Source organism: Kitasatospora sp. NPDC006697 (genome assembly GCF_042869935.1).
In the GTDB taxonomy this organism is placed as follows: Bacteria; Actinomycetota; Actinomycetes; order Streptomycetales; family Streptomycetaceae; genus Kitasatospora.
The window spans coordinates 611081-627473 of sequence record NZ_JBIAGU010000001.1; the positions used below are offsets into that span (position 1 = coordinate 611081).

Sequence of the window (16393 nt, forward strand, 5' to 3'; positions counted from 1 at the left end):
CCTCCGTTCGCGGGAGTCACCGGTAAATCGGGCAATCCGACACTTACCGGGGTGAGTGTGAACTTACTGGAACCATCACCCGCCACGGTGCCAGGATGCGTCCCACCAGAGTGTCCGGCGCAGCCCAGGAAGGCCACACCCATGCAGGGCGACCCCGAGGTCATCGAGTTCCTGAACGAGCAGCTCACCGCCGAGCTGACCGCGATCAACCAGTACTTCCTGCACGCGAAGATGCAGGAGAACTTCGGCTGGACCAAGCTCGCCCGGTACACCCGGCACGAGTCCTTCGACGAGATGAAGCACGCCGAGGTGCTGACCGACCGGATCCTGCTGCTCGACGGGCTGCCGAACTACCAGCGGCTCTTCCACGTCCGGATCGGCCAGACGGTCAAGGAGATGTTCGAGGCCGACCGGCAGGTGGAGGCCGAGGCGATCGACCGGCTGCGCCGCGGCATCGTGGTGATGCGAGCCAAGAACGACATCACCTCGGCGAACGTCTTCGAGGCGATCCTGGCCGACGAGGAGCAGCACATCGACTACCTGGACACCCAGCTGGCGCTGGTCGAGAAGCTGGGCGAGGCGCTCTACCTCTCCACCCTGGTCGAGCAGCCCGAGGAGAGCTGACCCCGGGAGGAACCCGGCCCGGTCCTCAGCAGGTCAGGCGATCCGGCGCGGACCGGCCAGCGGCGCGGGCGCGTTGCGCTGCTCCGCCGCCTCGGGGTCGGCCAGCCCCAGCCTGGCGGCCAGCCGCGCCGTCGGGCACGGGCGGCCGCCGTGCTCGCCGAGCAGGGCCTGGATCCGCCGGACGCAGGAGCCGCAGTCGGTCCCGGCCTTGCAGCCCTGGGCTATCTGCCGGGGCGAGTTCGCCCCCTGGTCGATCGCCGACTTCACCTGGTCCTCGGTGACCGCATGGCACATGCAGACGTACATCGCGGACTCTCCCAGGTGGTACGGGCGACACTGAGCTAAGGCTTACCTTACCCGGGCCCGCGCGGGTACGAGAAGGCCCTGCCCCCGATCGGGGACAGGGCCTTCGTCACACCAGGGGGGCTCAGTGCTCCCGGTACATCTCCGCGACCAGGAACGCCAGGTCCAGCGACTGGCTGCGGTTGAGCCGCGGGTCGCAGGCCGTCTCGTAGCGCTGGTGCAGGTCGTCGACCAGCACCTCGTCGCCGCCGCCGACGCACTCGGTGACGTCGTCGCCGGTCAGCTCCACGTGGATGCCGCCCGGGTGGGTGCCGAGCGCGCGGTGCACCTCGAAGAAGCCCTTGACCTCGTCCAGCACGTCGTCGAAGCGGCGGGTCTTGTGACCGGTCTCCGCCTCGTAGGTGTTGCCGTGCATCGGGTCGCAGATCCACACCGGCTGGGCGCCGGAGGCGGTGACCTTCTCCACCAGGGTGGGCAGGTGGTCGCGGATCTTGCCCGCGCCCATCCGGGTGATGAAGGTGAGCCGGCCCGGCTCGCGGTTCGGGTCCAGCCGCTCGATCAGGGTCAGCGCCTCGTCCACCGTGGTGGTCGGGCCGAGCTTGACGCCGATCGGGTTGCGGATCCTGGAGGCGAACTCGATGTGCGCGTGGTCCAGCTGGCGGGTGCGCTCGCCGATCCAGACCATGTGGCCGGAGACGTCGTAGAGCTCGCCGGTGCGCGAGTCCACCCGGGTCAGGGCGGTCTCGTAGTCCAGCACCAGCGCCTCGTGCGAGGAGTAGAACTCGACCGTCTTGAACTCCTCCGGGGCCACCCCGCAGGCGTTCATGAAGGACAGCGCCTTGTCGATCTCCTTGGCCAGGCGCTCGTAGCGCTGGCCGGCCGGGGAGTTGCGGACGAAGTCCTGGTTCCAGGCGTGCACCTGGCGCAGGTCGGCGTAGCCGCCGGTGGTGAAGGCGCGGACCAGGTTCAGCGTGGAGGCGGAGGCGTGGTACATCCGCTTCAGCCGCTCCGGGTCCGGGCGGCGGGACTCGGGGGTGAACTCGAAGCCGTTCACCGAGTCGCCCCGGTAGACCGGCAGGGTCACGCCGTCGCGGGTCTCGGTCGACTTGGAGCGCGGCTTGGAGTACTGGCCGGCGATCCGGCCGACCTTGACCACCGGCACCGAGGCCGCGTAGGTCAGCACCGCGGCCATCTGCAGCAGCGTCTTGAGCTTGTTCCGGATGTGCTCCGCCGAGACACCGTCGAAGGCCTCGGCGCAGTCGCCGCCCTGCAACAGGAAGGCCTCACCACGTGCCACGGCAGCGAGCCGGGCGCGCAGCTGGTCGCACTCGCCGGCGAAGACGAGCGGCGGATACGAAGCGAGCTCTGCAAGGGCGGAGCGCAGCGCCTCAGGATCCGGCCATTCAGGCTGCTGCGCCGCGGGCAGGGACTGCCAGGAGTGGAGATTCGATGCGGTCACGGTGCCAGGCTACGGGGTGCGCGGCGCGGAACACGTCTCCTGATCGGCTAGTGAGACAAGAGCTGGACAATTCTCGGGAACCGGTTCGCCTGAAGAGCTGATCCGCTATCGTCCTTCCCATGACCGCGCCGCACACCTACTCCTGGTGGTGGACCATCCCCCGAGGTGGCCCACTGCTCGCGCGTTCCCAGTAGACGACACGACGGCCGCCCTCGGGCGGCCGTCGGCGTTCCAGGACCCGGCGATCCGCCCGCTGAGCAGCCCTTCTCCCTCGGAAAGAGGCCGCACGTGACCAGCATCACCGGCGCCGCCGACCTGCTCGCCCGCCTGACCGCGCCCGGTGCGCCCGCCTTCGCGCTGCTGCACCGGCGCACCCCGCGGCACGCCCCGGACACCGTCGAACTGCTGATCGGCGAGGTGGGCCGGTACGAGACGCTGGCCGAGCTGCCGGTGCGGAGCGGGGCCCCGGCCGACGGGCGCCCGCGGCACGACCTGCTCGCCCTGGTGCCCTACCGGCAGATCCGCGAGCGCGGCTACACCGCGCACGACGACGGCACCCCGCTGCAGGCGCTCGCGGTGGCCGAGCAGTACGCGCTGCCGATGGCCGAGGTGCTGGCGGCGCTGCCGCAGCTGCCGGTGGCGGTCGAGGACGGCGGCTTCGACATCTCGGACCCGGAGTACGCCCGGATCGTCCGGCAGGTGATCCAGGAGGAGATCGGGCGCGGCGAGGGTGCCAACTTCGTGATCCGGCGGGACTTCCGCGGCCGGCTGGCGGACTTCTCGCCCGCGCTGGCGCTGAGCCTGTTCCGCCGGCTGCTGGTGCAGGAGCGGGGCGCCTACTGGACCTTCCTGGTGAGCACGGGCGAGCGCATGCTGGTCGGCGCCTCCCCCGAGGTCCACGTCCGGCAGAGCGGCGGCACGGTGGTGATGAACCCGATCTCGGGCACCTACCGCTACCCGGCCGGCGGCGCGACCATGGACGGCCTGCTCGACTTCCTGCGCGACCCCAAGGAGCTCGAGGAGCTGACCATGGTGGTCGACGAGGAGCTCAAGATGATGTGCACCGTCGGCGACCTCGGCGGGCAGGTGCTCGGGCCCCGGCTCAAGGAGATGTCCCACCTGGCACACACCGAGTACGAGCTGCGCGGGCGCACCTCGCTGGACGTCCGGGAGGTGCTGCGGGAGACCATGTTCGCCGCCACCGTGACCGGCAGCCCGCTGCAGAACGCGACCCGGGTGATCGAGCGCTACGAGCGCACCGGGCGCGGCTACTACTCCGGCGCGCTGGCGCTGATCGGCCGCTCGGCGGGCGGCGGGCAGGAGCTGGACTCGCCGATCTGCATCCGCGCCGCGGACATCGACCCGGCCGACGGCTCGCTGGTGGTCCGGGTCGGCGCCACCCTGGTGCGGCACTCCGACCCGGACTCCGAGGTGGCCGAGACCCACGCCAAGGCCGCCGGCGTGCTGGCCGCGATCGGCGCCCGCCCCGCCGCGCCCGGCGGGGGCGCCGGCCGCGCGGGTGTGCCGCGGCTGGGCGAGGACCACCGGGTGCAGAACGCGCTGGACTCCCGGCGGGCCGGGCTGGCGCCGTTCTGGCTGCGGATGCAGCAGCCGGTGCCCGTCACCGGAACGGCGACCACCCTGGTGGTGGACGGCGAGGACACCTTCACCGCGATGCTGGCGCACCTGCTGCGCTCGCTGGGCCAGCAGGTCGAGGTGGTGCGCTTCGACGCCCCCGGTCTGCGCGAGCGGACCGCCGCCCACCAGGGCCCGCTGGTGCTCGGCCCCGGCCCGGGCGACCCGGCCGACCCGGCGGACGCCAAGATGGCCCTGCTGCGCCCGATCGTCGCCGACGCGCTGGCCGCCGCCCGGGCCGGCACCCGCCGCGACCCGCTGCTCGCGGTCTGCCTCAGCCACCAGCTGCTCTGCGCGGAGCTGGGCCTGGGCCTGCACCGCAAGGCGCACGTCTTCCAGGGCGCGCAGGAGGCCATCGACCTCTTCGGCACCCCCCGCACGGTCGGCTTCTACAACACCTTCACGGCCCGCGCCGACGACGCCGAGGCCGCCCGGCTGGCCACCACCGGGGTCGAGCTCGCCCGCGACCCCGCCACCGACGACGTCCTCGCCGTCCGCGGCCCGGGCTTCGCCGGCCTCCAGTTCCACCCGGAGTCCGTCCTCACCCTGGACGGCCCGGCGCTGCTGGACGAACTGCTCCGGGCGGCGGTCACGGCGGCCCGTTGAGAGGGACGGCCCGTCGGGGGGAGGGCGGGACGGTCGGGGGGCGTGCCGCCCGACCGCGCCGCCGGCGTCCCGGCGACGGGATACCCGGGCGACCGTCCCGCTCCTTTGCGGCGCGCCGGGTCGCTCCCCCGGGGCGGCGGCGACTTCTGCGCATAATGTCCCTTATGCGCATCGGAGTGCTGGGGACCGGGACCGTCGGGCAGACGCTCGGCAGCAAGCTGCTGACGGTGGGTCACGAGGTGATGCTGGGGTCGCGGAACGCCGAGGGGCAGGCCGCCGTCGGCTGGGCCGAGGCGGCCGGACCGCACGGGAGGCGGGGCAGCTTCGCCGAGGCCGCCGAGTTCGGCGAGCTGGTGGTGCTGGCCGTGCCGGGCACCGTGGCGCTCGACGCGCTCGCCGCGGCCGGGCCGGGGCCGCTGGCCGGCAAGGTGCTGATCGACGTCACCAACCCGCTGGTCTTCGCCCCCGACGGCCAGGTCACCCTGGACCCGGTGAACACCGACAGCGTCGGCGAGCGGATCCAGCGCGCCCACCCGGACGCCCGGGTGGTGAAGACGCTGAACACCATGGCCGCGCCCGTGATGGTCACCCCCTCCCGGGTGCCCGGCCACCACGCCGTCTTCGTGGCCGGCGAGGACCCGGTCGCCAAGCGGGAGGTGGCCCAGTTGCTGCTGACCTTCGGCTGGCCGGCCGACTCGATCACCGACCTCGGCGGGATCGCCTCGGCCCGCGGCCTGGAGATGCTGATGCCGTTCTGGATCAGCATGATGCGCCACCTGGGCCACACCGACTTCAACTACAGCTTCCCGGCAGCAGCCTGACGGGCAGTCGGCCGACGGACCGTCAGGCGGGCTCGTCCAGCCCCTGCTCGATCGCGTACCGGACCAGCTCCACCCGGTTGTGCAGCTGCAGCTTCCCGAGCGTGTTCTGCACGTGGTTCTGCACGGTCCGGTGCGACAGCACCAGCCGCTCCGCGATCTGGCGGTAGGACAGGCCCTTCGCCACCATCCGCAGCACCTCGGTCTCCCGCGTGGTCAGCCGCGGCGCGGCCGACTCACCGGCGGCGCCCGCCGGTCCGGCCGGCTCGGCGGCCAGCCGGCGGAACTCGCCGAGCACCAGGCCGGCCAGGCCCGGGGTGAAGACCGGGTCGCCGGCCGCCGTGCGGCGCACCGCCTCCAGCAGCTCCTCCCGCCCCGCGGACTTCACCAGATAGCCGGTGGCACCGGACTTGACGGCCTCCAGCACGTCCTGGTGCTCGCCGCTCGCCGAGAGCACCAGCACCCGCACCGCCGGGTCGGCCGCGACCACCTGGCGGCAGACCTCGGCGCCGGGCAGGCCGGGCAGGTTGAGGTCCAGCACCAGCACCTGCGGCCCGGCCGCCCGGGCCCGCCGCACCGCCTCCGGGCCGTCCCCGGCGGTGGCCACCACCGCGAAGCCCGCGTCGGCGAGGTCGCGGGCCACCGCCTCGCGCCACATCGGGTGGTCGTCCACCACCATCACCCGCAGCGCCTCCGCCGCCTGCCCAGCCGTCACCCCGTCACCCCTCCCTGGGAACCGTCATCTCGACCTCCACGCCCTCGCCGGGCGCGGAGTGGAAAATCGCCGTACCGCCGAGGTCGCGCAGCCGGCCCTCGATGGACTGCGCCACCCCGAGCCGCCCGGCGGCGCGGGCCTCGGCCAGCCGGCCGGGGGCGAAGCCGGGGCCGTCGTCGCGCACCGAGACGATCACCGCCGCGGGCTCGTCCTCGAGCAGTATCCAGGCCCGGGCCTGCTCCCCCGCGTGCCGGCGGACGTTGTCCAGCGCCGCCCGCACGGCAGCCGCCAGCTCGCCCGCCGCCACCGCCGGCAGCAGCACGGGCGTGGCGGGCGCGGAGACGGTGACCCGCTCCCCCGCGAACGGTGCCAGCAGCTCCCGCAGGTCCCGCTCGCCGTCCTGCCCCTCCGGGGCCTGCGCAGAGCGCTGCTCCGGGACGAGAGCACCCGTCATCAACGCGCGCAGTGCTCTCTCCTGCTCCCCCGCCAGCCGCCCCAGCTCGCCCGGCACCTGGCGCTGGGTCAGCGCCAGCACCTGGAGCACCCCGTCGTGGATGCTCCGGGTCAGCCGCTCCCGCTCCCGGGCGGCGGCCTCCACCTTGAGCGCCTGGGTGAGGGTGGCCTCGCTGGCCCGGGCCAGCTCCATCACGTAGCCGATCGCCACCCCGGCCATCATCAGCAGCACGGCGTTGTGCACGTTGTCGCCGGTGACCCCGCCGTGGAAGAGGATGTTGGCGGCCCCGATCACCAGCGCCGCCGCCGAGGCCGGCCGCCAGCCGCCCTTGGCCGCGCAGCCCAGCACCGTGCCGGCCGCCCAGATGGTGTCGAGGGTGAGCGCCCCGGCCGCGATCCGGTGCGGGTTGTCGTCGATGCCGCTGAGCACCACCCCGGCCACCGCCATGCCGAGGTCGGCCACCAGCACCGGCCAGAGCAGCCGGGTCGGGCTGCCGAAGGCGCGCAGCGTGGCCAGCGTCCAGATGACCAGCGCGCCCAGGTAGATCCAGCCCGACACCGGGTGCAGGTAGTGCCGGTAGGCGTCCGCGTACCGGGCCAGCGCATAGCCGAGCGCCAGCACGCGGAAGACGCTGATCGCCCGCCACATCGGCAGCTCGACCGACATGCCCCCGGCCCCCACCGCGCCGTCCGGGCCGCTGCGCAGCACCGCCATGCCCCCCGTGTCCCTTCTGGCCCCCGCCCCGCCGGAACGTGCTAGTCGCCCGACCCGTCCTCGCCCTTCGCCGACTCCTTCGCGGCGTCCTTCGAGGCGGCCTCGGCCGCCTTCTCCGCCGCCTGGCGCTCCTTCTCCGCCGCCTTCTCCGCGGCGCGCTCGGCGCGCTGCTCGGCCCGGCGCTCGGCGTCGGCCCGCTTCTTCTCCTCGGCGATCTGCCGCTTGGCGGCGGTCGCGTAGATGTCCACGTACTCCTGGCCGGAGAGCCGCAGGATCTCGTACATCACCTCGTCGGTGACCGAGCGCAGGATGAACCGGTCGTTCTCCATGCCCTGGTAGCGCGAGAAATCCATCGGCCGGCCGATCCGGATCCCCGGGCGCACGCCGAAGTTGGGGACCACCTGGCCGGGCGGCTGCACCTTCTCGGTGTCGATCATGGCCACCGGGATGACCGGCGCGCCGGTCTGCAGCGCCACCCGGGCCAGCCCGCCGACCTTGCCGCGGTACAGCTTGCCGTCGGGCGAGCGGGTGCCCTCGGGGTAGACCCCGAACAGCTCGCCGCGGTCGATCACCGCGACCGCGCTGCGGATCGCCGCCTCGCCGGCCCCGCGGACGCCGGAGCGGTCCACCGGCAGCTGGCCGACGCCCTTGAAGAAGGCGGCGGTGAGCCGGCCCTTGATCCCGGGCGTGTTGAAGTACTCGGCCTTGGCGATGAAGGTCACCCGGCGCTTCATCAGCGCGGGCAGGAAGAACGAGTCCGAGAACGACAGGTGGTTGCTGGCGATGATCGCCGGGCCCTCGTCCGGGATGTTCTCCATTCCTTCCGTCCACGGCCGGAAGAAGATCCGCAGCAGTGGTGCGACGATCATCTTCATCAGTCGGTAGAACAACCCGGACCTCCTGTGTTGCAGACCGGACGATCCTAATGCCCCGACCGCACCGCGGCCGCACCCGAGGGGGTGCGGCGGCGCCGGGTCTGTACGCGCGGGCGCGCGCGTGGGACGATCTGGATCTACCCGATTTCTCGCCGGAGGAGCCCCGGATGCCCCTGCTGCCCGGTGCCGAGCCCTACCACCACCGCGGTGGCCCGACCGGCGTGCTCCTCTGCCACGGCTTCACCGGCAGCCCGCAGTCGCTGCGCCCCTGGGCCGAGCGGCTGGCCGCCGAGGGCCACACCGTCGCCCTCCCGCTGCTGCCCGGCCACGGCACCCGCTGGCAGGACCTCCAGCTGACCCGCTGGCAGGACTGGTACGCGGTGCTCTCCCGGGAGTTGCTGAAGCTCTCCGCCGACTGCGAGCGGGTCTTCGTCTTCGGCCTGTCGATGGGCGGCGGGCTGGCCCTGAAACTGGCCGCCGAGCACGGCGACCGGGTGGCCGGCCTGGTCCTGGTCAACCCGTCGGTGCGCTCCGACGACCCGGCCACCGTCCTGCTGCCGGTGCTGCGCCACCTGGTGCCCAGCGTGCGCGGCATCGCCTCCGACATCGCCGCCCCGGACAGCGCCGAACTCGGCTACGACCGCACCCCGCTGCACGCGGCCTGGTCGCTGAGCCTGCTCTGGCGCGAGGTGCGGCGGGTGCTGCCCGAGGTCCGCCAGCCGGTGCTGCTGCTGCGCAGCCCGCAGGACCACGTGGTCTCCCCGGCGAACTCCGCTCTGGTCCTCGCCCGGATATCCTCGGTCGATGTGACGGAGCGGCTCTGCGAACAGAGCTACCACGTGGCGACCCTGGACCGGGACGCCGAACTGATCTTCGAGGAGTCCCTCGGGTTCGTCCGGCGCCTGTCCGGCGCCGCACAGCCCGCCGCAGCCTCCGACCAGCGGGGCTGAGGGCCACCAGGACCGAAGGGCCGGCAGTGCACGAGCACGAGCAGGAGAACAACCCAGCGGGCGACGACGCCGAGCACGTCCCGCAGGAGCCCGAGCTGGCCGAGCGCGTCCAGGAACCCGAGCGGGCGGCCGAGCCGCGTCCGGTGCCCGACCCGGGCAGCCAGGCCGAGCAGGACGCGATCTTCGCCGCGCTGGTGGCGCAGTTCGACGACCCGGTGGAGCTCAACCGCCCGGACTGGCCCGAGGTGGAGAACCTGCGGGCCCGCAGCGACATCGCCGGCTTCACCCCGCAGCCCCGCCCCCGGGTGCCGCTGGACGGTCCGCGCGACTGGCAGGCCGCCGAGGACCCGGACGAGGGCCACTTCGTGCCGCCGGAGCCGCCGCCGCTGCCCACCGGCGACGCCACCGCCACCTTCGCCTGGATCGCCGTGCTCGGCGGCCCGGCGCTGCTGCTCTTCGACGCGCTGGTCTGGCGCGAGGTCTCCGGCTGGCCGGCCTGGGTGGGCCTGACCGCCTTCCTCGGCGGTTTCACCACCCTGGTGGTGCGGATGAAGGACCGCGACCCGGGCGACCCCCCGGACCCGAACGGCGGCGCGGTGGTCTGAGCGGCCGTCAACGCGCAGTGGGGCCCCGCCGTGACCGGCGGGGCCCCACTGCGTCGGACGGCCCGTCAGACGGTGCGGGCCAGGTCGCCCGCGCCGACGATGCCCGCGGCGGAGCCCATCGAGGCCAGCACCACCTCGGCCCGCGGACGGTGCACCCCGCCGGTCAGGTAGTGCTCGAAGGCCTTGGCGACCGGGTCGAGCAGCAGCCGCCCGGAGTCCGAGACGCCGCCGCCGAGCACGAAGACGCCCGGGTCGAAGAGCGCGGCCAGGTCGGCCATGCCGCGGCCCAGCCAGTCGGCCACCTCCTGGTAGACCTCCAGGCCCAGCGGGTCGCCGGCCTCGGCGGCCTCGGTGATGTGGATGCCGCGGATGGTCTCGGCCACGCCGTCGTTGAGGTCGAGCATCACCTTGCCGGCCACCGGGTCGGCGGCCGCCTTCTCCCGGCCGTAGCGGCGCAGCGCCCGCCCGGAGGCGTACTGCTCCCAGCAGCCGTGGCCGCCGCAGCCGCAGAGCAGGCCGTCCGGCACCATGTTGAGGTGGCCGATCTCGCCGGCCACGCCGAACCGGCCGCGGTGCAGCCGCCCGTCCAGCACGATGCCGCCGCCGATCCCGGTGCCGACGGTGATCAGCACCATGTCGGTGTGCTCGGCCGCGGCGCCGAACTTGAACTCGGCCCAGGCGGCGCAGTTGGCGTCGTTCTCCACCACCGCGGCCAGCCCGGTCAGCTCTTCGATCCGGGTGCGCAGCGGCTCGTTCTCCCAGTCGATGTTGGGCGCGAAGATCACCGTGGAGCGGTCCCGGTCCACGAAGCCGGGCGCGCCGACGCCCACCGCCTCGACCGCCGGGTACTGCTCCCTGAGCTCGCGCACGGCCTGCGCGATGGCGTCGACGGCCCACTGCGGGTCGGCCGGAGTGGGGACCCGGGTGCGCGCCAGGATCTCGCCGCTCTCGTCGACCACGCCGGCCGCGATCTTGGTGCCGCCGACGTCGACGCCGATGGTCAGAGCCATGTGTCCCTCAGTCATCCACTCATGCCCGATGGGCGGAACGCTACCCGCCCGGCCGTGCTCCCGTACACACTTGGCCATACATTATCCGAAGACAAGAATCTGGGAACCCTGCCGGATGGCTTCAAAAGTCGTACGATTCGCCTCGTTCGGTGACGGAGCACCACCGCACGGTCATCCGGTCTAGGCCTCTTCCCCCTCGGCGGCGGCGCCCGGCTCCTCGTCCAGCCGGATGTGTTCCGGGTCGGTCGGCTGCGGCGCCGACCAGCGGCGTTCATGGCCGGAGACGGCGGCGCGGTAGGCGGCCAGCAGCTCACTGCCGGCCGCGGCCAGGTGGCGCACGACCTCGGGGTTCTCCTCGCGGAACCGGCCGAAGGCCTGCTGGGCCTGCTCACCCACGGCGGTGGCCAGCTTGCGCACCTCTTCGACCAACGGGGTGTCGACAGGGCTTGAATCGTTCATGACGTCTCCCTCGAACGGCGGCTCGGGTTCGACGCTACCTCCCGCACCGGCCCGACCGGGCACGGCGCAGGGGTCGGTCCAGGGTTCCGGCCGCCGCGGGCTAACGCTGCTCGGGCCAGAGCGCGGGATCCGGCGCGAACCGCAGGGTCAGCTCGCCGTCCCGCAGCGCCGCGCCCGCCACCGTGCAGCGGCGCAGCGCGCCGGGCAGCGGCAGTATCCGCCGGTACGGCCCGAGGCCGACCACCAGCTCGTCGCCGCGCCGGACCAGCTCCAGGTCGGCCCGGTCGGCGCCCGGCGCGGCCAGCCGCCAGAGCAGCACCCCGTCCTCGGCCAGCCGGTCCTCGGCGGTCCACGGCCAGCGCCCGGCCGGCTCCGGCGCGGGCCCCTCGCCGAACAGCTGCGCAGCCACCGCCGCCGGCCCGTCCGCGGTCTGGTCCGCCGTCAGCACGGGCACGCCCAGCCCGCCCCGCTCATCAGAAAGGGTGTCCAGCTCGGCCCGCTCGGCGGCGGCCCGCCCGGCCAGCCAGGGGTCGGCCGAGTCCACCGCGGCGGCGGGCAGCGCCCGGTGCACCGCGACCGCGTCCAGCCGGTGCCCGAACAGCGCCAGCCCGGCCGCCGCCCGGCGCAGCGCCGGCAGCGAGCAGGCGGACGCGGAGACCGCCAGCCGCACCGAGGTCCGCGGCGACTCGATCACCGCGCGGGTGGCGGCCAGTTCGGCGGCCGCCCAGGCCCGGGCGGAGTAGATCCAGTCCGAGGGCATCGGCACCCCGGCCACCGCGGCCAGCAGCGGGCGCAGCGCCCGGGCCGCCTGCCGCTGCTCGGGCAGCAGCCGGGCCAGGTAGCGGTCCAGCTGCTCGGGCAGCGCCAGTGCGGCGGTCAGCTCGGCGGGCGCGGGGGCGGCGACCACCACCAGGTCGTACTCCCCGGCGGGCACCCGCAGCGCGCGCAGCAGGGCGAGCTGGCGGGTGCCGGGCAGCGCGGTCAGCTCCTCGGCCTCCAGCGGCTCCACGCCGAGCAGGTCGTAGCCGGTGCGCAGCCGCCCGTCCAGCCCGGCCACGGCCTGCCGGAAGGCCTGCTGCTCGTCCAGCCGCCGTGCCCAGAGGCCGGGTTCGAGCTCGGCGGCCGCGTCGGCGAGCCGGTGCCCGAGCTCCTCGTCCACCAGCCGGTGCGGGTCGTCGGCGGCCAGCAGCAGCGTCCGCAGACCGCGCCCGGCGGCGTGCGCCGCGCTCGCGGCGGCCACCGCGGGGATCGCCGGCACGTCGCCCGTGACCAGCACCAGCCTGGTCATCAGGGCGTCTCGACCCGCTTCTTCAGACCGGCCAGCGCCCGGTCGATGATCACCTTCTCGGCCTTGCGCTTGATCATGCCGAGCATCGGGATCTTGACGTCCACGGCCAGCTGGTAGGTCACCTCGGTGCCGCCGGCCGTCGCGGCCAGCGCGTAGGAGCCGTCCAGCGAGCGCAGCATCTGGCTCTTCACCAGGGTCCAGGAGACCTCGCGGTCGCCGTCCCAGGTGTAGGCGAGCACGTGCTCGTCGCGGATCGCGCCGGCGTCCAGCAGCAGCCGGACCTCGGTGGCCCGGCCCTCGGCGGTGCGGCCCAGCACCTCGATCTCCTTGACCTCGCCGGTCCACGCGGGGTAGGCCTCGAAGTCGGCGATCACCGTCATCACCTCGGCCGGGGTCGCCGCGATGACGATGCTCGACCTGGTGTGTTCCGCCATGGGTGGGCCTCCGTGTGTCCCGTGCGGGCCGTCTGTGCCGTCCGTGCCGCCGACCGGGGCGGTCGGACCCAGTGAAGGCTATCGCGCGGGGGCCCGGCGGCCGTGCCCGCGGGGGCTACCAATGGGTCACCGCCGCGCTGCCGTATCGTGCGGATCGCAACAGGAGACGGACGTAAGACGTTCGGTCCGGGTTCGTCCGCCGATGTGACACTTCGAACAACGAGCCCGATCCCCCTACCCCCAACTGCCTACCGGGCAGTAACGTCCTCGCGTCCCGCAGCGTCGCAGACGAGGAGCAGCAGTGCTCGACGAGTTCAGCCTTCCGGCCCTCTACCAGGTCCCGAGCGGGGGCAACCTCTCGGACCTGGTCCACCAGAACGCCGAGCGCAACCCCGGCAACGCCGTGCTCGCCAAGAAGGTGGACGGCCGCTGGCAGGACGTGTCCGCCGCTGCCTTCCTCACCGAGGTGCACCAGGCGGCCAAGGGCCTGATCGCCGCCGGCGTGCGGCCCGGCGACCGGGTCGCGGTGATGTCCAGGACCCGCTGGGAGTGGACCCTGCTGGACTTCGCGATCTGGTGCGCCGGCGCGATCACCGTGCCGGTCTACGAGACCTCCTCGGCCGAGCAGGTGCAGTGGATCCTCGGCGACTCCGGCGCGGTCGCCGTGATCACCGAGACCGACGCGCACGCCGCCGTGGTCGCCTCGGTCCGCGACCGGCTGCCGGAGCTGGCGCACGGCTGGCAGATCGACCGCGGCGCGCTGGCCGAGCTGGCCGAGGCCGGCGCCCGGGTGACCGACGCGACGGTGACCGAACGCCGCTCGGTGGCCACACCCGACTCGCTCGCCTCGATCGTCTACACCTCGGGCACCACCGGCCGCCCGAAGGGCTGTCAGCTGACCCACCGCAACTTCATGCACGAGCTGGGCAACGTCACCACCCGGATGCCGGAGCTCTTCGTCACCGGCGAGAGCTCCACCCTGCTCTTCCTGCCGCTGGCCCACGTGCTGGGCCGGATCGCCGAGATCGCCACCTTCATCTCGGCCACCAAGCTGGGCCACGTCTCCGACCTCAAGGACGTCACCAGCGAGCTGGCCTCGTTCCGGCCGACCCTGATCCTGGGTGTGCCGCGGGTCTTCGAGAAGGTCTACAACACCGCCCGGGCCAAGGCGCAGGCCGACGGCAAGGGCAAGATCTTCGACCGGGCCACCGAGGTCGCGATCGCCTTCAGCCGGGCCCAGGAGCTGGGCGGCGCGGGGCTGGCGCTGCGGATCAAGCACGCGCTCTTCGACCGCCTGGTCTACCGCAAGCTGCGGGCCGCGCTCGGCGGCCGGGCCACCCACGCGATCTCCGGCGGCGCGCCGCTGGGCGAGCGGCTGGGCCACTTCTACCGCGGCATCGGCTTCACCGTGCTGGAGGGCTACGGCCTGACCGAGACGGCCGGCGCCACCGCCTTCAACCCGCACGACAAGCAGAAGATCGGCACGGTCGGCCAGCCGCTGCCCGGCTCCTCGGTGCGGATCGCCGAGGACGGCGAGGTGCTCTTCAAGGGCCCGCAGGTCTTCACCGGCTACTGGAACAACCCGCAGGCCACCGCCGAGTCGCTGCGGGACGGCTGGTTCGCCACCGGCGACCTGGGCTCGCTGGACGGGGACGGCTACCTGACCATCACCGGCCGGAAGAAGGAGATCATCATCACCGCCGGCGGCAAGAACGTCGCCCCCGCCGTGATCGAGGACCGGATCCGGGCCCACCCGCTGGTCGGCGAGGTGATGGTGGTCGGCGACCGCAAGCCGTTCATCGCCTGCCTGATCACCATCGACCAGGAGTTCCTGCCGAAGTGGCTGGAGCTCAACGGCCGCGCCCCGGCCGCGGCCGCCGACCTCGCCGAGGACCCGGAGCTGTTGGCCGCCCTCCAGGAGGCCGTGGACGAGGGCAACAAGGCCGTCTCGCACGCCGAGGCGGTGAAGAAGTTCCGAATCCTCGACACCGTCTTCTCCGAGGAGAACGGCTACCTGACGCCCTCGCTGAAGCTGAAGCGCAACGTGGTGCTGAAGGACTTCGCCGCCGAGATCGAGGCGCTCTACCAGAAGTAGCCGCCCGGGGGCTGCCGACGGTCCGTCAGACCGCCAGCAGCCCCCGCAGCCGCCCGGCCAGCAGCTCCCAGCTCCACTGCTGCTCCACCCAGGCCCGCCCGGCCGCCCCCAGCCGCTGCCGCAGCCCCGGGTCGCCGAGCAGCTGCACCAGCCGCTCGGCCAGCAGCTCCGGCGCCCGCCCGGGCACCACGTAGCCGGTCTCGCCCTCGCGCACCGCGTCCGGCGCCCCGCCGGAGTCGCCGGCCACCACCGGCAGGCCGGTCGCCGAGGCCTCCAGGTAGACCATCCCCAGCCCCTCCACGTCCAGCCCGCCGCGCCTGGTCCGGCAGGGCATCGCGAAGACGTCCCCGGCCCCGTAGTGCGCGGGCAGCTCCGGCCAGGGCACCTCGCCGGTGAAGACCACCGACCGGGCCACCCCGCGGGCCTCGGCCAGCCGCCGCAGCGCGGGCAGGTAGGGGCCGCCGCCGACGATCAGCAGCACCGCCTCCGGCTCCTTCGCCAGCACCTGCGGCAGCGCCTCGATCAGCGTGTCCTGCCCCTTGCGCGGCACCAGCCGGGAGACGCAGACCACCACCGGACGGTCCGTCAGCCCGAGCCGGGCCCGCACCTCGGCCCCGCCGGAGCCGGGGTGGAAGACCCGCTCGTCCACCCCCGGCGGCAGGTGCGCCATCCGGGCGGCCGGGCCGGGCCCGATCGCCCCGGCGATCCGGCTCCTGGTGTACTCGCCCAGATAGGTGAGCGTGTCGACGCCCTCGCCGACCTTGCGCAGCATCCGCCGGGAGCCGGGCAGCTGGGCCCAGGCGGCCTCGTGGCCGTGCGTCATGCCGAGCAGCCGCCGGGCGCCCGCCCGGCGCAGCGCGGGCGCCAGCAGCCCCAGCGGGGCGGCGGCCCCGAACCAGACCGCCTGGCAGCGCTCGGCCCGCAGGATCCCGGCCGCCCGGCGGGCGGTGCGCGGGTTCGGCAGCAGCATCGTCGCGGGGTCGCGAATCACCTGAAAGGGCTGCTCCGCGTCGAACCGCGCGGTCTCCTCCCCGCCCCGCCAGGATGAGGCGTACACCACGATCTCGTCCGCCGGCTGGCGGACCGCCATGCTGTGGACGAAGCGCTGGATTCCGCCCGGGCGCGGGGGAAAGTCGTTGGTCACGATGAGGGTTTTCGGCATACTGGCCACGCCTCGCACGGTCAGGGGGGTGCTGGTCTCCCCCCGCCGATCCGTACCATAGGTCACCATGCCGTCTCGGCGGGAACGGACGTGCAGGCCGCAACCGTTTCTCCGCCGGGCCTGTCCTAGTCGATGGACGGGCGCACGGCCGGTCCCCGCGCGGTGGGGTCCGGGCGTGGCGCGCGGT

The 16393-nt window shown here is 73.7% G+C and carries 16 protein-coding genes; 6 read left to right on the forward strand and 10 right to left on the reverse strand.

Going from position 1 to position 16393, the window contains the following annotated elements:
• Window positions 1-141: 141 nt before the first annotated feature.
• A complete protein-coding gene (bfr, locus tag ACFYNO_RS02710; RefSeq protein WP_388004029.1) occupies window positions 142-624 on the forward strand; it encodes a bacterioferritin in 483 nt (160 codons plus the stop codon).
• 33 nt (window positions 625-657) lie between these two features.
• Here the strand turns inward: bfr and ACFYNO_RS02715 are convergent, their stop codons facing one another.
• The gene (locus ACFYNO_RS02715; RefSeq protein ID WP_388004032.1) at window positions 658-930 is read right to left on the reverse strand and encodes a bacterioferritin-associated ferredoxin; all 273 of its coding nucleotides are present in this window, start codon (window positions 928-930) and stop codon (window positions 658-660) included.
• A gap of 121 nt (window positions 931-1051) precedes the next feature.
• Window positions 1052-2386 carry a class II 3-deoxy-7-phosphoheptulonate synthase gene (locus tag ACFYNO_RS02720; RefSeq protein ID WP_388004035.1) on the reverse strand — a complete coding sequence of 445 codons (1335 nt, stop codon included), beginning with the start codon at window positions 2384-2386 and terminating at the stop codon, window positions 1052-1054.
• Between the two features lie 288 nt (window positions 2387-2674).
• Here ACFYNO_RS02720 and ACFYNO_RS02725 point away from each other — a divergent pair, with 288 nt between their 5' ends.
• Both ACFYNO_RS02725 and ACFYNO_RS02730 read left to right on the forward strand, forming a co-directional pair.
• Window positions 2675-4627, forward strand: coding sequence for an anthranilate synthase family protein (locus ACFYNO_RS02725; protein ID WP_388004038.1), 1953 nt, complete (start codon window positions 2675-2677; stop codon window positions 4625-4627).
• 164 nt (window positions 4628-4791) lie between these two features.
• Window positions 4792-5448, forward strand: coding sequence for an NADPH-dependent F420 reductase (locus ACFYNO_RS02730; RefSeq protein ID WP_388004041.1), 657 nt, complete (start codon window positions 4792-4794; stop codon window positions 5446-5448).
• 22 nt (window positions 5449-5470) lie between these two features.
• Here the strand turns inward: ACFYNO_RS02730 and ACFYNO_RS02735 are convergent, their stop codons facing one another.
• The 3 genes from ACFYNO_RS02735 to ACFYNO_RS02745 are packed head-to-tail and all read right to left on the reverse strand — an operon-like array spanning window position 5471 to window position 8203.
• A complete protein-coding gene (locus ACFYNO_RS02735; RefSeq protein WP_388004335.1) occupies window positions 5471-6124 on the reverse strand; it encodes a response regulator in 654 nt (217 codons plus the stop codon).
• Between the two features lie 40 nt (window positions 6125-6164).
• Window positions 6165-7328: a MacS family sensor histidine kinase gene (macS, locus tag ACFYNO_RS02740; RefSeq protein ID WP_388004044.1), complete on the reverse strand. Its 1164-nt coding sequence runs from the start codon at window positions 7326-7328 to the stop codon at window positions 6165-6167.
• Between the two features lie 41 nt (window positions 7329-7369).
• Window positions 7370-8203 carry a lysophospholipid acyltransferase family protein gene (locus ACFYNO_RS02745; RefSeq protein ID WP_388004338.1) on the reverse strand — a complete coding sequence of 278 codons (834 nt, stop codon included), beginning with the start codon at window positions 8201-8203 and terminating at the stop codon, window positions 7370-7372.
• 167 nt (window positions 8204-8370) lie between these two features.
• Between ACFYNO_RS02745 and ACFYNO_RS02750 the strand changes: the two genes are divergently transcribed.
• Window positions 8371-9153, forward strand: coding sequence for an alpha/beta hydrolase (locus ACFYNO_RS02750; protein WP_388004047.1), 783 nt, complete (start codon window positions 8371-8373; stop codon window positions 9151-9153).
• 26 nt (window positions 9154-9179) lie between these two features.
• Window positions 9180-9758, forward strand: coding sequence for a hypothetical protein (locus ACFYNO_RS02755; RefSeq protein ID WP_388004050.1), 579 nt, complete (start codon window positions 9180-9182; stop codon window positions 9756-9758).
• Between the two features lie 65 nt (window positions 9759-9823).
• Here the strand turns inward: ACFYNO_RS02755 and ACFYNO_RS02760 are convergent, their stop codons facing one another.
• The 4 genes from ACFYNO_RS02760 to ACFYNO_RS02775 form a co-directional block, all read right to left on the reverse strand.
• Entirely contained in the window at window positions 9824-10768 is a 945-nt protein-coding gene (locus ACFYNO_RS02760) for an ROK family glucokinase (RefSeq protein WP_388004053.1), read from the reverse strand.
• 180 nt (window positions 10769-10948) lie between these two features.
• Window positions 10949-11227 (reverse strand): DUF5304 family protein, encoded by a 279-nt coding sequence (locus ACFYNO_RS02765; RefSeq protein ID WP_388004055.1) that lies wholly within the window; start codon window positions 11225-11227, stop codon window positions 10949-10951.
• A gap of 100 nt (window positions 11228-11327) precedes the next feature.
• Window positions 11328-12515: an ArsA-related P-loop ATPase gene (locus ACFYNO_RS02770; protein WP_388004057.1), complete on the reverse strand. Its 1188-nt coding sequence runs from the start codon at window positions 12513-12515 to the stop codon at window positions 11328-11330.
• Complete coding sequence (locus tag ACFYNO_RS02775; protein WP_388004059.1) at window positions 12515-12949, reverse strand: SRPBCC family protein; 435 nt, start codon at window positions 12947-12949, stop codon at window positions 12515-12517. The genes ACFYNO_RS02770 and ACFYNO_RS02775 overlap by 1 nt, the downstream gene beginning before the upstream one ends.
• 301 nt (window positions 12950-13250) lie before the next feature.
• Here ACFYNO_RS02775 and ACFYNO_RS02780 point away from each other — a divergent pair, with 301 nt between their 5' ends.
• Window positions 13251-15044 (forward strand): AMP-dependent synthetase/ligase, encoded by a 1794-nt coding sequence (locus tag ACFYNO_RS02780; RefSeq protein WP_388004062.1) that lies wholly within the window; start codon window positions 13251-13253, stop codon window positions 15042-15044.
• A gap of 25 nt (window positions 15045-15069) precedes the next feature.
• On the opposite strand, the gene ACFYNO_RS02785 is transcribed toward ACFYNO_RS02780, so the two are convergent.
• The gene (locus ACFYNO_RS02785) at window positions 15070-16206 is read right to left on the reverse strand and encodes a glycosyltransferase family 4 protein (protein ID WP_388004065.1); all 1137 of its coding nucleotides are present in this window, start codon (window positions 16204-16206) and stop codon (window positions 15070-15072) included.
• Window positions 16207-16393: the final 187 nt, after the last annotated feature.